Origin of the sequence: Hymenobacter sp. H14-R3 (assembly GCF_030063445.1) — a bacterium.
Taxonomy (GTDB): Bacteria; Bacteroidota; Bacteroidia; order Cytophagales; family Hymenobacteraceae; genus Hymenobacter.
Map to the genome: position 1 here is coordinate 1 of NZ_JASITD010000005.1, position 14,259 is coordinate 14,259.

Annotated in this window: 11 protein-coding genes; 6 read left to right on the forward strand and 5 right to left on the reverse strand. The window is 62.8% G+C overall.

The features are described 5' to 3' along the window. The first annotated feature begins 217 nt into the window (after positions 1-217). From QMK33_RS06300 to QMK33_RS06315, 4 genes are all read left to right on the forward strand, one after another. On the forward strand, positions 218-1,066 hold the full coding sequence (locus QMK33_RS06300) for a hypothetical protein (protein WP_283563716.1): 849 nt from the start codon (positions 218-220) through the stop codon (positions 1,064-1,066). 216 nt (positions 1,067-1,282) lie between these two features. Beyond that, positions 1,283-1,729, forward strand: coding sequence for an Hsp20/alpha crystallin family protein (locus tag QMK33_RS06305; RefSeq protein ID WP_283563717.1), 447 nt, complete (start codon positions 1,283-1,285; stop codon positions 1,727-1,729). 217 nt (positions 1,730-1,946) lie between these two features. Beyond that, positions 1,947-3,467 carry a S1C family serine protease gene (locus QMK33_RS06310; RefSeq protein WP_283563718.1) on the forward strand — a complete coding sequence of 507 codons (1,521 nt, stop codon included), beginning with the start codon at positions 1,947-1,949 and terminating at the stop codon, positions 3,465-3,467. A gap of 136 nt (positions 3,468-3,603) precedes the next feature. Then, positions 3,604-4,026: a hypothetical protein gene (locus tag QMK33_RS06315; RefSeq protein ID WP_283563719.1), complete on the forward strand. Its 423-nt coding sequence runs from the start codon at positions 3,604-3,606 to the stop codon at positions 4,024-4,026. 18 nt (positions 4,027-4,044) lie between these two features. Here the strand turns inward: QMK33_RS06315 and QMK33_RS06320 are convergent, their stop codons facing one another. Beyond that, the gene (locus QMK33_RS06320; RefSeq protein ID WP_283563720.1) at positions 4,045-6,450 is read right to left on the reverse strand and encodes a T9SS type A sorting domain-containing protein; all 2,406 of its coding nucleotides are present in this window, start codon (positions 6,448-6,450) and stop codon (positions 4,045-4,047) included. Between the two features lie 463 nt (positions 6,451-6,913). Beyond that, entirely contained in the window at positions 6,914-9,451 is a 2,538-nt protein-coding gene (locus tag QMK33_RS06325) for a T9SS type A sorting domain-containing protein (RefSeq protein WP_283563721.1), read from the reverse strand. Between the two features lie 141 nt (positions 9,452-9,592). Between QMK33_RS06325 and amaB the strand changes: the two genes are divergently transcribed. Further along, positions 9,593-11,194: an L-piperidine-6-carboxylate dehydrogenase gene (amaB, locus tag QMK33_RS06330; protein ID WP_283563722.1), complete on the forward strand. Its 1,602-nt coding sequence runs from the start codon at positions 9,593-9,595 to the stop codon at positions 11,192-11,194. Positions 11,195-11,257: 63 nt separating this feature from the next. Here amaB and QMK33_RS06335 read toward each other — a convergent pair whose 3' ends face one another. Beyond that, positions 11,258-11,797 (reverse strand): hypothetical protein, encoded by a 540-nt coding sequence (locus QMK33_RS06335; RefSeq protein ID WP_283563723.1) that lies wholly within the window; start codon positions 11,795-11,797, stop codon positions 11,258-11,260. Positions 11,798-11,917: 120 nt separating this feature from the next. On the opposite strand from QMK33_RS06335, the gene QMK33_RS06340 reads away from it, so the two are divergent. Beyond that, a complete protein-coding gene (locus QMK33_RS06340; protein WP_283563724.1) occupies positions 11,918-12,364 on the forward strand; it encodes a hypothetical protein in 447 nt (148 codons plus the stop codon). On the opposite strand, the gene QMK33_RS06345 is transcribed toward QMK33_RS06340, so the two are convergent. Together QMK33_RS06345 and QMK33_RS06350 are read right to left on the reverse strand one after the other, a co-directional pair. Beyond that, on the reverse strand, positions 12,348-13,082 hold the full coding sequence (locus tag QMK33_RS06345; protein WP_283563725.1) for a glycosyltransferase family 2 protein: 735 nt from the start codon (positions 13,080-13,082) through the stop codon (positions 12,348-12,350). The two genes, QMK33_RS06340 and QMK33_RS06345, sit on opposite strands and share 17 nt — an antisense overlap. Positions 13,083-13,121: 39 nt before the next feature. Continuing rightward, the gene (locus tag QMK33_RS06350) at positions 13,122-14,186 is read right to left on the reverse strand and encodes an NAD-dependent epimerase/dehydratase family protein (RefSeq protein WP_283563726.1); all 1,065 of its coding nucleotides are present in this window, start codon (positions 14,184-14,186) and stop codon (positions 13,122-13,124) included. Between the last annotated feature and the right edge of the window lie 73 nt (positions 14,187-14,259).

A 14,259-nucleotide genomic window follows, 5' to 3' on the forward strand; every position in this document is an offset into this window, starting at 1 on the left:
AGGGCCAGTTCAAAACGGCCGTCCTCGACTTCTTCGACCGACTCCCCGAGTTTGGCCCAGAACTCGCGTCCCGTCTAACCCTCAAATTTCATATTCTCGATTCGCAGACTACCGCGTAACGAGTATAGATGCCGAGAACGACCAGGAAAGATTGCCGCGCTCCACTGCGTTGCGCTCGCCATGACGGACGTTATATGATTACTAACTACTTGATAATATGAAATTTATACTATATACTGCCTTGCTGCTTGCCACTACGGTGGCCAGCGCCCAAACCACCCGTGTGGTGCAAAACCTGCGGCTGTGGCCGGAAGTGCAGGGCGAGGTAGCGCTAAAGAACGGTGATTACCTGCTGCTAACCCTGCGCGGCGAGCGCACGCAGGCCGATGCCTCTAGTTACCAGCCGCCGCGCCACCTGGGGTTCGATGCCGGGCAGGTGCGCGTAGGCTACGAGCATTTCTGGAATGCCAACTGGAGCTGGGGGGCCACGGCGCGCTTCAACGGCGGCAGCGGGCAGCTGCAAACGGGTAGCATAGCTGGCGAAACCTTTACGCCGGAGCTACTGCTGCGCCACCGCGCGCCCATTTTTGGAGGTATCACGTTTGGGCAGCGCCTCGGCGTGGAGCGCATATTTCCGACCACCAGCTACGTCGGTGGCTCGGGTCCTGGTAGCCAGACTTGGACCCGCCTGCGGGTTGATTTGGAGAAAATAGTGTCCTTCAGCGGCGAGGCCGCGGGCCTGGCCCTGCGCCCCCGCCTGAGCTACGAGGCCGGTACCCACCTGCGTTTCCAAAAGGACGCTAACGACCAAGACGAGCGCACTATTCAGTACACCAGCCTGCGGGCGGAGGTGGGCGTGCGCCTGTCGCCGGCCATCGACCTGACGCCCTGGTTTGCCTACCAAACGGGGTATTTGGAGACGCTACCCCAATATGACAGAAACGGGGTGCAGACTTCTGGCGGTAAGCTCAACATCGTGTATCCCACGCTGGGGCTGGAAGCGCGGTTTACCATCTTGCCAACTGGCGGCAAAGCCGACCGCCAGCAGCTGCCAACGCAACACTAACTGTAAGCGCGTCATTTTGGCTACTTGTATAATTGATTTTAACTACGCATCAGCCATATTATCAGGTGTTTAGTCGTTACACATAAGTAAATTGGGTAAAATGCTGCTTGCAGCAGCCAAAATGGCTGGCCGATGCGTTCGGCATAGATTTTAAGGAAAGAAGGTAGCTCCGCCGGGATTGGCGGCCGGCTAATATCCTAAATACCTTTTCTTATCATGTCTACGCTTTTGTATAATACCCGGCCCACTATGCGGCCCGCCCGTGCTTTTAATTCTTTGCTGAACGAACTGTTGCGTGATGCGCAGCCGGCTACGCCCCAGCCCTCCACCACCTTCGTGCCCGCCGCCGACATCTTTGAAACGGCCCAGGGCTTTGAGCTACATCTGGCGCTGCCGGGCGTGGCCAAGGCTGCCGTGAGCCTCGATTTCCAGGACAACCAATTGGTAGTGAGCGGCAACCGCCCTGCCCCAGCCACGGAGGGCGACAACGTGCCCCAGCTGCGCCGCGTCGAAACCCGCTTCGGGGAGTTTCGCCGGGCCTTCCGCCTGCCCGAAGCGGTGAGCGCGAAGCATATCAGCGCCGAAATGGCCGACGGCCTGCTGCGCGTGATGCTGCCTTTCGACACCGAAAAGGTGACCAAGCAGCACATCGAAGTGCGCTAGCAACCAGTGAAAAGGGCACCTCAGCGGGTGCCTTTTTTGGTTTGGATACTGCACTACGCTATTCAGGATGCAACCGCTGGGCAATGCCGCAACTCTTTTTTGCGTTGCGCTTGTTGAAAGCTAAACTCTTTTCTATTTTCACGGGTAGTTATAGTGCGCGGCCCGGTGGGTAGGTGCTCTTCTTACGTTACTTTTTTTCGTTTTTAATTCAACCCCTATGCAAGCTAAAAACATGATGCTCGGCCTGCTGACTTCTGCCGTATTGGGCGGCGGCGTGGCCGTGGGGGGCTATAAGCTACTGGAGACTGCGCCGGGCAACGGCGTGCAGACGACGGTAGCTTCTGACCCGCAGGTTCGCTACACTTCCGCCCTGCGCAGCAGCACCTATGCCGCGCCCGAGGGGCTCAACTTTGTGGCCGCCGCCGCGGCTACCACGCCGGCCGTGGTGCACGTAATGACCGAGTACAAGGCCGAGCCGCAGCAGCAGGCTTCGCGCATGCAGATGGACCCGTTTCTGCGCCAGTTTTTTGGCGACCAGCTGGAGGGCCAGCTGCACGGCCAGCGTCAGCCGCAGGGTGGGGGCGAAGGCTCGGGGTCGGGCGTGATTATTGCGGCCAACGGCTACATCGTGACCAACAACCACGTGATTGACAAGGCCTCCAAGGTAACGGTGGTGCTCGACGACAAGCGCAAGTTTGACGCCGAGGTGGTGGGCGCCGACCCCAGCACCGACCTGGCCGTGCTGAAGGTAAAGGCTGATAATCTGCCGTTTATCAAGTACGGTAACTCCGATGAGGTGAAGGTGGGCCAGTGGGTGCTGGCCGTGGGCAACCCCTTCAACCTGAACTCGACCGTAACGGCGGGCATCATTTCGGCCAAGGGCCGCAGCATCGGCATCCTGAGTCGCGAGCAGAACAGCATGGGTGTGGAGTCGTTCATCCAGACCGATGCCGTGGTGAACCCTGGCAACTCGGGCGGCGCGCTGGTGAACACCAGCGGCGACCTCATCGGCATCAACTCGGCTATTTCGTCGCACACCGGCTCGTTTGAGGGCTACGCCTTTGCCGTGCCCAGCTCCATTGTGAGCAAGGTGGTCGATGACTTGCTGAAATACAAGGTAGTACAGCGGGCCCTGCTGGGCGTGCGCATTCAGGAAGTAGATGCCCGCCTGGCTTCGGAGAAGAAGCTAAACACCCTGAACGGCGTGTACGTGCAGGGCCTGGGCGAGAAAAGCTCGGCGGCGGCGGCCGGCCTGAAAATCGGCGATATCATCACCGACATCAACGGTGTGGCCGTGAACACCTCTTCGCAGTTACAGGAGCAGGTATCGCGTTTCCGCCCCGGCGATAAAATCAAGGTGGGCTACCTGCGCGGCAGCGACAAGCAGGTAGCTACGGCTACGCTCTTTAATGCGTCCAACACCACGGCTGTGGTGCGGGAGCTGGCCGCCGCCGCCGCCATCACCTACGAGGGTGCCAAGGTGGCCCCGGTGTCGGCGAAGCTCCAGAACCTGCTCGGGATTCAGGGTGGGGCCCAGATTTCGGGCATTAAGAGCAGCAACTTCAAGGAAACCGGCATGGCGGATGGCTTCATCATCACGCGCATCGATAAGAACACCATCGCCAAGCCCACCGATGTGCAGGCCTACCTCGACGAGGCCAAGGACAACTCGGGCGCCCTCATCGAGGGCGTGTACCCCGATGGCCGCAAGGCGTTTTACCCCATCGGCCGCGAGTAAACAGCCGTGTGGAAGATTGCAAAAGCCCTCGCCAGCTACTGGCGAGGGCTTTTTTATGCGCTGCCTACTCCCGTTTTTGCCTAGCCGCTGCATCTTTGCCGGTGCTTTTATAGAGCCTGCTCTTTTCGGTTTCGCTATGCTTACCCCTACTACCTATTCCCCCGAAAGCTTCACCATAGAACACCGGCCCGAGCAGCACCTGCTCATTGGCCGCTGGCTGCGCCCAGTGCCGCTGCAAGAGTTGCAAACCCACTACGAGGCCATGCTCGAAGCCGCCCTGGCCCACAACAGCTGCTGGCACTGGCTGCTGGATGTGCGCCGCCGGCCCTACCGCGATGCGGCGGCCGCGCAGTGGTTTGGCGAAGTGTATGCCCCTCGCCTGCCGCAGGTGCTGGGCCAGCCCGTGGTCATCGCCTACTTCGCGATGGTGAGCCAAGATGTGGCCAGTGAAGACGATACCCTGCGCAACAATATGGCGCAAGGTTCGCTCCAAGGTAGCCGTTACTGCTACTTCAACCAGGAAGGCGAAGCCCTGGCCTGGCTAACCCAGCAGCCGTAGCGTGGTTGGGGCCAGCGCCTATTGCAGCGCTACCCGGCGGGTAACGGTGCCGGTGGCGTACTGCACGCGCAGCAGATACAGGCCCGTGGGCAGGCCCGCCACATTGAGGGTGAGCGCACCGGCCGTGGTAGTTATTGGTAGCGTACGCACGGGGCGGCCCAGCGCATCGCACAGCTCCAAGGCGCGGGGCTGGGCGCGGGCATCAGGGGCTACGTGCAGCAGCCCGTGGGCGGGCACGGGCCATACCTCAGTGCGGGCAGCCAGTGCCAACGGGGTGGTGACAGCCAGCGCGTTGGGGGCAATAATGCGGGCCGCGCCGGAAGCAGCCTCGCTACCTACTGCAGTGAAAGAACCCCCAAGCACAATGCTGGCATCGGGTTGCACCAGCACGCTGCGCACGTCCCCATTGGGGTTGGTGCTGGCAGCGAAGGAGTTATCGGGTTGCCCGGTGGGCAGCAGGCGGGCCAGGTAACTGGTGGTGGGGGAGGTGAAGCTGCCCCCTACCACTACCCGGCCATTGGGCTGAAGCGCCAGGCTATAAATCAGCGCAGTAGCCGGTAGGCTGGGCTGGAAGGTGTCGTCGAGGGTGCCGGCCGCAGTGAGGCGAGCCACGCCGGCGCGCGCCGTGCCATTGACCGAGCCAAACTGGCCGCCCACCAAAAGGCGGCCATCGGGCTGCAAGGCCAGGGCGTAGAGTCGGTGCAGGCCGCCGTTGGTGGCTGAGGCGGTGCCAAACTCCGAGGCATTATTGAAAGTGGCATCCAGGCTGCCCGTGCTGGTGTAGCGCACCACGCGGGAAGTAAGCAGGCCAGCGGAGCCCGGCGCCATAAAATCTTCGGCCACTACAATGCGGCCATCGGGCTGCACCAGCACGGCGGTGGCGGTGCTGGGTATGCCCAGGCCGGTAGCGTTTGTAATGTCGCGGGTAAAAGATGCGTCATAAGCGCCGGTCGCCGTCACCCGAAACAGGTAGCGAAAGCCAGCGCTTAAGGCGGCGCCGCACACCATCAGCCGCCCGTCGGGCTGCACGGCCAGCGCCGTAACGCCGCCGCCGCCTCCCAAAAAATAGCTAAAACTGGCATCGGGGCTGCCGGCAGGGGTGAGCCGCCGCACGCCGGTTCCCCCTACCAGAATGCTGCCATCGGCCTGCAGGGCCAGGCAGCTGACAGTTGATGGCTGCGCGCCAGTGGCTGCCGCAAAGCTGGCATCGACCACGCCGGCGGGCGAAAGACGCACCACCCGTTGCACCGGCTGGCCATTGAGTTCCGTAAAGTTGCCACCCAGCACCAGCTGGCCATCGGCCTGGCGCACTACGGCCGTGACGTAGCCGGGCCCCTGTAGCTTGGGGGTGAAGGCGTTATCGAGGGCCCCGGTGCTGGAAAGGTGACCCAGCGGAATCTCCACGCCGGCGGCGGTGAGAAAGGTGCCGCCCACCAGCACGGTGCCATCGGCTTGCAGCCCCACGGAGTAGGGCATGGTGTTGGAGCCAGGGCTTATCCGAAACGAAGGGTCGAGGGTGCCGTCGGCGTTGAGGCGGGCCACGCGGGTGTTGTTAGCCAGCTTGAAGTCGCCGATTACCAGGATTTTACCATCGGGCTGCACCAGTAGCGAGGCATCGTAGCGGTTGAAGGTGGAGCCCCCCGTGATAGCCGTGTTCGCAAAGCCGGTATCAACGGTGCCGTTGGTATTCAGGCGCACGGCCCCGGTGCGGGTAGTTCCAATCGTTAGGTTGCCGCCGGCCAGTAGTATTTTGCCATCGGGCTGAAGCACTACGCTGGTAGGCTCGGAGCCAGCCGTGAAGGGCGAAGTAAAGGAGGCATCCAGGCTGCCAGTGGCGTTAAGGCGCACCAGACCGTTGGCCGGCTGGCCGTTAAATGTTGTGAAGCTGCCGCTAACCAGAATTTTACCGTCGGGCTGCACCGCCACGGCATCCACATACGTGTAGGTGGGGCTGCTACCCCCCGTGCCCACGTTAAAGACGGGGTCTACGCTGCCATCGGCATTGAGGCGCACTACGCCGGCCGCCGGCTGGCCATTGAAGGTGTCGAACTCGCCCACCACCAGAGTTTTACCATCGGCCTGCACGGCCAGGCCCTCTGCCAGGCCGGTAGCGCGGCCCTGCCCAGGGCCAGTGCCGGGGTCGAAGGCCGCGTCGGCGGTGCCATTGGCATTGAGGCGCAGCAGCCCCGAGCGGCTGAGGCCCCCGGCCGTAACGGTGCCGCCGTTGTAGGTGCCCAGCAGGTACTGGCCATTGGGCAGGCTCACCACCGCCGTGATGTTGCTGGCGCTGCCCACGCGCTGCGCAAAAGCCGGGTCGGGAGCCCCAGCGGCATCAAGCTGCACCAGGCTGCCTACCGCTACGCCATTGAAGCGTGAGAAGAAGCCGGCCACCACGCGCTTTCCATCAGCCTGTTGGGCACTCATGCTGTAGACCAGTCCCGAGGCATAGAGGCTAGTTGGCGGTGTAAAAGTGGGGTCGGGCGCTTGGGCGGCTGCCAGCCGCGGTAGTAAGGGGGCCAGCAGTAAGCCCAAGCTACAGAGTCGAAATGAATGCATAGAGAACAAAAAAAGGAAGGAGGACTGATAGTCTTGCCCCGAATATACTGGTATCCGCTAGCGCGCCGGCGCCGCGGCTACGCCGTGCCAGCGCTAGTAGTCAGGCTCTGGCGAGCCCGTCCTCAATGCCTGCTTCGCCATGGTGAGCCAGGAGGTAGCCCGCGAAGATGACATCCTGTGGCCAAATAGGGTGCAGGGCTCGCTACAGGGCAGCCGCTATTGCTACTTTAACCAGGAAAGCGCGGCCCTGGCCTGGCTAGGCCAGCAACCAACCGTAGCCGGGTTGGGGCTAGCCGGGCCAGGGCCGCGGTATGGTATGCTAGGTAAGTAGCTAATGCACTGCTACTTGGCGCGTAACGGCCCCGGTGGCGTACTGCACGCGCAGCAGATATACGCCCGCAGGTAAGCCCGCCACATCGAGGGTAAGGTCAGCCCCGGTAGCTACGGGCAGCGTGCGCACGAGGCGGCCCAGGGCATCGCATAGCTCCAGGGTATGGGGCCAGGCGCGGGCGTCGGGGGCTACGTGCAGCACGGAGTGCGCAGGTACGGGCCACACCTCGGTGCGGGCAATGGGTACGCTGGGGGCCGCCACGGCCAGCACATTTGGGGCAATAATGCGGCCCACGCCAAAGCCCACCTGGCCGCCCACATTGGCGAAGGCACCACCGATTAGGAGGGCCCCGTCGGGCTGCAACAGCAGGGCATTGACGCTGTTATCGGGGTAAGCGGTGGGTGCGAAGGATGTATCCAACTGCCCGCTGGGGAGCAGGCGCGCCAGGTTATTGAGGTTGCCCAGGCTAAACTTGCCGCCTACCAGCACGCGGCCGTTGGGCTGCAAAGCCAGGCTGTTCACCACGGTATTGACGGCAGTGCCGGGCGCAAAATTCGCATCGAGCGTACCGGTAGCGGTGAGGCGCGCCAACCCGGAGCGGGGCGCGCCGGCCACGGTACCAAAGTTGCCGGCCACCAGCAGCTGGCCATCGGGCTGCCGGCTGAGGGCATAAATGCGGTTGACGAACCTATATGCCCCGTTTTTGTCGGCGAAGGTTGCGGCAGTGCCGAAAGAAGCATCGGCGGCCCCGGTGGTTTCGTAGCGCGCCACGTGGTACTGGAAGTTTTGGCCCGGTACGTAGTAGCTGCCTGCCACCACCACCCGGCCATCGGGCTGCACCAGCAGCGCACTGGCCCCCGAAAGTTGGCCCAGGCGGGTAGTTGCCAGCGCAAAAGAAGGGTCGAAGCGGCCATCGGCCGCTAGCCGCACCACGCCCGCATAGGCCACGCCGCCCGATGAGCCGTTGAAGGCGCCGCCCAGCAAGATGCGGCCATCGGCCTGCAACGCCAAGGCGTTGGTGGCGAGTGTGGCCGCAAAGGTGCCGAAGCTGGGGTCGGGGCTGCCGCTGGGCAGGAGCCGCCGCAGGCCCTGGCCAGTCCCGGCCAGCACCTTCCCATCGGGCTGCACGGCCAGGCAATTCACGGGGCCCGGCAGCACGGGCACCGCCGCCGCATGCGCCGCATCGAGCACGCCAGTGGCCGACAGCCGGGCCAGCCGGTGCACGGGCTGGCCACTCAGCTCCGTAAAGTTGCCGCCAATAAGCAGCTGGCCATCGGCTTGGCGCGCCATAGCGTTCACGCTGCCAACGACTTGCAGCTTGGTGGTGAAGGCCGCGTCGGCGGCTCCGCTGCTGGTTAGCTGGCCCAGCGAGGTTTCGCGCCCGCCCAGCGAGTTGAACAAGCCGCCCAGCAAAATGCGGCCGCTGGGCTGGAGGCCCAGCGATAGGGGCGCATTATCGGGCCCGGCCGGCACCCGAAACGTAGCGTCGGGCGTGCCGTTGGGGAGCAGCCGAATTATCCGGTCGGCGGCGCTGTTGTTGAAAGAGCCTACCGCCAGAATTTTGCCATCGGGCTGCACCGCAATAGGCGAGTCGTAGTACAAAAAGCTGACATTGTTTTGGAATGCGGGAGGCGTGAAAGTGGGGTCGGGGGTACCCGAAGGCAGCAGGCGCGCCAAAAACGTCCTATTGCCGGCCGGGCTTAAAGCCAGCGAGCCTTCGACCAATACAGCGCCATCGGGCTGAATCAGCAATGCTTCTACGCTCGACGAAGGCTGGAGCGGCGACGTAAAGCTGCGGTCCACGCTACCGTCGGTATTGAGCCGCACCAGCCGGTGGGCCGGCACGCCGTTGAACACGTCAAAGTCACCGGCCACCAGCACCTTGCCGTTGGGCTGCACGGCCACTACCGTGGCTTGGGTATTGCTGTTGAAGGTGACGGCGATGCCGGCCCCGGCCGAGAAGGTGGGGTCCACCTCGCCCGTGGCAGTAAGCCGCACCACGCTGTGGGCCGGCACACCGCTGTACGACTCAAAGTTGCCCACTACCAGCACTTTACCGTCGGGCTGCACGGCGTAGTCCATCATGGTGCCGAAGTCGTTGGGCAACTCGGGCCCCGTGCCGCCGTCAAACGATGCGTCGGCGGAGCCATCGGCATTCAGGCGCAGCACCTCGGTGCGCGTGATGCCCCCGGCCGAGATAATGCCGCCCACGCTGCCCAGCAGGTACTGCCCACCCGGCAGGCCCTTGATGCGGAACACGTACTGCGTATAGCCCACCTTGTTGAGGAAGTCCTGGTCGAGGCTGCCGTCCGCATTGAGCCGCACCAGGGAGGGTACATCCTGGCCATTGGCCCGCACAAATACCCCGCTTACCAGGCGCTGGCCATTGGCCTGAGCCGGCCCCAGCGCATGCACCTGGCCCGGAGCATACAGGCCGGTAGGGAGGCTGAAAGCGGGGTCAACGGCCTGGGCTGCCGTCGGCTGGCGCAGCCCCGGAGCCAGTAGCAGGCCAATAGCAAAGAGTCGAGTTGCTTTCATATATTGAAGGAGGAGTAAAAGAAATTTATTTTCAAATATAAGAAGAGCGCAGTTGTGGCGCGCGTCCTTGCTCACCCCGGGCGTGGCCGGGGCTGCTACCTTTGGGCCACGTACCCACCCACCCCCCCTTTTCCTACTCCCATGAAGCAGGCCCTCGAAGAAGCCACTCCCTCCGACGTAACCGTACCGCACCCCCACGCCGACCCCCACGGCATCCGCGACGTGCTGCGCCTGCTCGGTGTGCAGCCCGAAAACCCCGCCACCTGCACCGGCCGCACCTGGGGCGGCGCGGGCAACGCGCAAAAAGTGATTGTGTCGCCCGCCGATGGCCAGCGCATCGCGGCCGTGGCCGTAGCTACCGTGACTGATTATGAAGAAGTTGTAAAAGCTGCGCAGGCCGCTTTTCCCGTGTGGCGGCTGATGCCGGCGCCCCAGCGCGGCGAAATTGTGCGCCAAATCGGCAACGAGCTGCGTCATCACAAAGAAGCCCTGGGCAAGCTGGTGAGCTACGAGATGGGCAAAATATTGCAGGAAGGCCTGGGCGAAGTGCAGGAGATGATTGACATCTGCGACTTTGCCGTGGGCCTGAGCCGGCAACTGCACGGCTTCACCATGCACTCGGAGCGGCCCGCGCACCGCATGTACGACCAGTACCACCCGCTGGGCATTGTGGGTATTATTTCGGCCTTCAACTTCCCGGTGGCCGTGTGGGCCTGGAACGCCATGCTGGCCGCCGTGTGCGGCGATGTAAGCATCTGGAAGCCATCGGAGAAAACCCCGCTGGCCGCCGTGGCCGTGCAGCAAATTATCGGTAAAGTACTGGCTGAAAATAACATACCCGAGGGCGTGTTCAACCTCGTGCTGGGCGGGCCCGACGTAGGCGCGGCCCTGGCCCACGACGAGCGGGTGCCGCTGGTGTCGGCCACGGGCAGCACCCGCATGGGTCGCGCCGTGGGCGCGGCCGTGGGCCAGCGCCTGGGCCGCGCGCTGCTGGAGCTGGGCGGCAACAACGCCATCATCCTCACCCCGCAGGCCGACCTCGACATGGCTATGCGCGCCATCGTGTTTGGGGCGGTGGGCACGGCGGGGCAGCGCTGCACTACCACGCGCCGCCTCATTATTCATGATTCTATCTACGAGGAGGTTACCCAGCGCCTGCTGGCCGCCTACGCCAAGCTGCCGGTGGGCCACCCGCTGCAAGCCGGCACGCTGGTGGGCCCCCTCATCGACGCCGATGCCGTAACCCTCTTCACCAATGCGCTGGAAAAAGTGCAGGCCGAAGGCGCTACCCTGCTCACCGGCGGCCAAATGCTGAGCAGCGCCGAGCTACACGGCGGCCACTACGTGCTGCCCGCCCTGGTGGCGGCCGAAAACCACTACCCCACGGTGCAGGCCGAAACGTTTGCGCCTATTCTCTATCTCATTAAATACCAAGGAGATGTGCAGGAAGCCATTGCCCTGCAAAACGGCGTGCGCCAGGGCTTGTCGTCGGCCATCTTCACCCTCAACCTGCGTGAGGCCGAAGCCTTTTTGGCCGCGCCGGGCTCCGACTGCGGCATTGCCAACGTGAATATCGGCACGAGCGGGGCCGAAATCGGCGGTGCTTTCGGCGGCGAAAAGGAAACCGGCGGTGGCCGCGAGTCGGGCTCCGACGCCTGGAAAGTGTACATGCGCCGCCAGACTAATACCATGAACTACGGCACTGAACTGCCGCTGGCTCAGGGGATTAAGTTTGATATTTAAGCGAACGTACTTTCCAGCAAAAGCGACCCGCCGGCCCCGCCGACGGGTCGCTTTTGTTGCGGCCTACTTGGTAAAGAGCAGGTCGCCGTGACCTTTGTTCAGTAAGCCCGCGGCGTTGGATACGACGTAGTAGAGCCGGTAGGTCTGGTCAAAGTCATAGGTTTTTGGGGCAAATACCACGCTGTCGCCCGCCGCCAGGTTGTCGGTCTGGTATATATCAACCTCGGTGTAGCGCTTGCTGCGCACCGACGCGTAGACCTGGCATGGGCACGGCGCCGCCGGGCTTAGCTTGAGCCGCCACCGCAGCTGGCCCACGGACCCGGGGTTTGGGTAGGCCAGGTTGCTAAGCACGGCTGTGGGCTGCTGCGGGCCATTGATGTTGAGATTTGGAAAATACAAGTTATTGATTTCCTGTGTGTTACAGATGCTATCGGAAGTCCAGTCGCTGGCATCCTGGCGGTGGGTGAAGCGGCCCTGGGCGTCGCGGTAGGTGATGCCCGCGCCGGGGCCAAACGCAATGTCGGGGCCTTCGTACCTATCCTCACACTGAAAAGCGAGCAGCAGCAGCGAGCCAATGGCGGCAAACGGTAGAAAGCGCTTCATGAATCTGATAATTAAATTATTGAGGATGAACGATACTAACGGCCCAGCGCTAGTAAGAGCGGGGTGGGGCCAGTAGGGTTGCAGGCGGGGCCAGCCCCCCGCCCAGCCCATCTTTGCCGCATGATGCCCGCGATGTTTGAGGCGGATTTTGCGCGGCTGGTGGCGCACCGGCGCCGGTGGCTGGCCGGGCTGTGCCTGCTGGTGGCGGCCACGTTCCAGCTTCCGAAAGTGAACCATGCGTATGCCCAGCTTTTTACCCACACCGAAGTACTGGATGAAAAGCTGCGCCGCATTGGCGAGCAAGCCGCCGCGCCCTTCGCGCCGCACGCCGACCACCCCGCTACGCACCTGGCCAAGATGAGCTTTCGGCTGGCGGTGCCGCCCTGCTCCGCTCTGCACCACGCTGGCCGAGCGGCGCTACCTGGCGGCCGTGGTGGTGTTTTTTGCGCTGCTCATTCCGGTGTATTTTACCACGGGCTACCTGCAGTATGCGGGCCCGGTGTGGCTGGTGGCGCAGCGGGCGCTGGCGGCGCGGGCGTATCAGTAGCGCTTAATTCGCCTTCTTGAAATCGCCCTGCGCGAAGTACTTCTCAATCAGGCAATACACTAGAATGAAGAAGTAGCGGCTGCCCATCTCCTTGATTTTCAGCTTCGACTCGCCGTACTTGCGGTTGGTCCACGAGTTGGGTAGTACGGCGTAGGAGTAGCCCCGCACAATGGCCTTGAGCGGCAGCTCGAGGGTGAGGTTGAAGTGGGGCGAGAGGAAGGGCTTGAGCCCGTCCATGGTGCTGCGGCGGTAGAGCTTAAAGGCGTTGGTGCAGTCGTTGTAGCGCAGCCGGAACGCGGCCCGCACAATGGTGTTGGCCACGCGGTTGAGGGTTTTTTTGTGGGCCGGGTAGTCCACCACGCGGCCCCCCCGAATCCAGCGCGAGCCAAATACGCAGTCGTAGCCTTCGAGCAGCTTGTGGTAGAAGCGCACGAGGTCGGCGGGGTCGTCGCTGAGGTCGGCCATCATCACGGCCACGCAGTCGCCCTGGTAGCGCTCCAGGCCGTAGCGCACGGCGTAGCCGAAGCCGTTGGGGCCGGGGTTGGTGTACACGGTGAGCGTCGGAATTTCCAGAGCCAGGGCCTCCAGCCGGGCCAGGGTATTGTCCTTCGAGTTGTCGTTGGTAACCACGATTTCGTGGTCGATGCCTTGCGCCACCAGCGCCGCGTACAGCGTGTGCAGCGTCTCGCCGATGCTTTCTTCCTCGTTGTAGGCCGGAATAACGACGCTAAGCTTCATGTAATAAGGTAGTTATAATAGCTCGCAACGCTGATGGCTTTAGCTTCTAACGCGCAGCTCCTCAAATATTTGCGTGAGCGTACTTACCAGGTCGTACTGCGGCTGCCAGCCGGGGTAGTGCAGGGCAAAGCGGCTTACATCACTCACGTACCAGATATGGTCGCCCACCCGGTTTTGGTCCGAGTACGAGTAGCTCATGCGGTTGCCGGTGATGGTTTCGCAGAGCGCGATGGCTTCCTGCATCGAGCAGTTGGCGAAGCGGCCGCCGCCGGCGTTGTACACCTGCCCGCCGGTACGCGGGGCCTGGTAAAAGTGCCAAAACATGCTCACCAGGTCGTGGGCGTGAATGTTGTCGCGCACTTGCTTGCCCTTGTAGCCAAACACCGTGTAGGGTTGCCCCGTGATGGCGCACTTCATCAGATACGACAAAAAGCCGTGCAGCTGCGCGCCCGCATGGCGCGGCCCGGTGAGGCAGCCCCCCCGAAAAACGGCCGTTTTCAGCCCAAAATACCGGCCGTATTCCTGCACCAGCACATCGGCGGCCACCTTGGAGGCCCCGAATACCGAGTGCGTGGTGTGGTCGATGCTCATCTGCTCGTCAATGCCGAGGGCGTGGTAATGGTGCACGGAGTCGATTTCCCAGCGGGTTTCCAGCTCTACCAGTGGCAGCAAATTGGGGTTGTCACCGTACACTTTGTTAGTGGAAGTGAAGATGAATACTGCCTCGGGGCAATGCAAGCGCGTCATTTCCAGTAGGTTAAGCGTACCGGTGGCGTTGATGCTGAAATCGGTAAACGGCTCGCGGGCGGCCCAGTCGTGGCTGGGCTGCGCGGCGGTGTGCACTACCAGGGCAATATCGGCGCCGTACGCCCGAAAAATCGTTTCCAGCGCGGGCACGTCGCGGATGTCGGCGGCGTGGTGGCGGTAGTTGGCAAAGTCGGCTTGCAGGCGCTGGCGGTTCCAGTCGGTGGAGGCGGCTTCGCCAAAAAAGTAGCGCCGCATGTCGTTATCGACGCCCACCACCAAATCAAACTTATCGCTGAAAAACTCCACGGCCTCGCTGCCAATCAGGCCGCCGGCCCCGGTAATGAGGGCAACTTTCATTCAAACGGTTAAAATACCCCCAAAGGTAAAAAGAACGGTGCGGCGCGTGTACCGTGGTATACCGCAGTGTAGC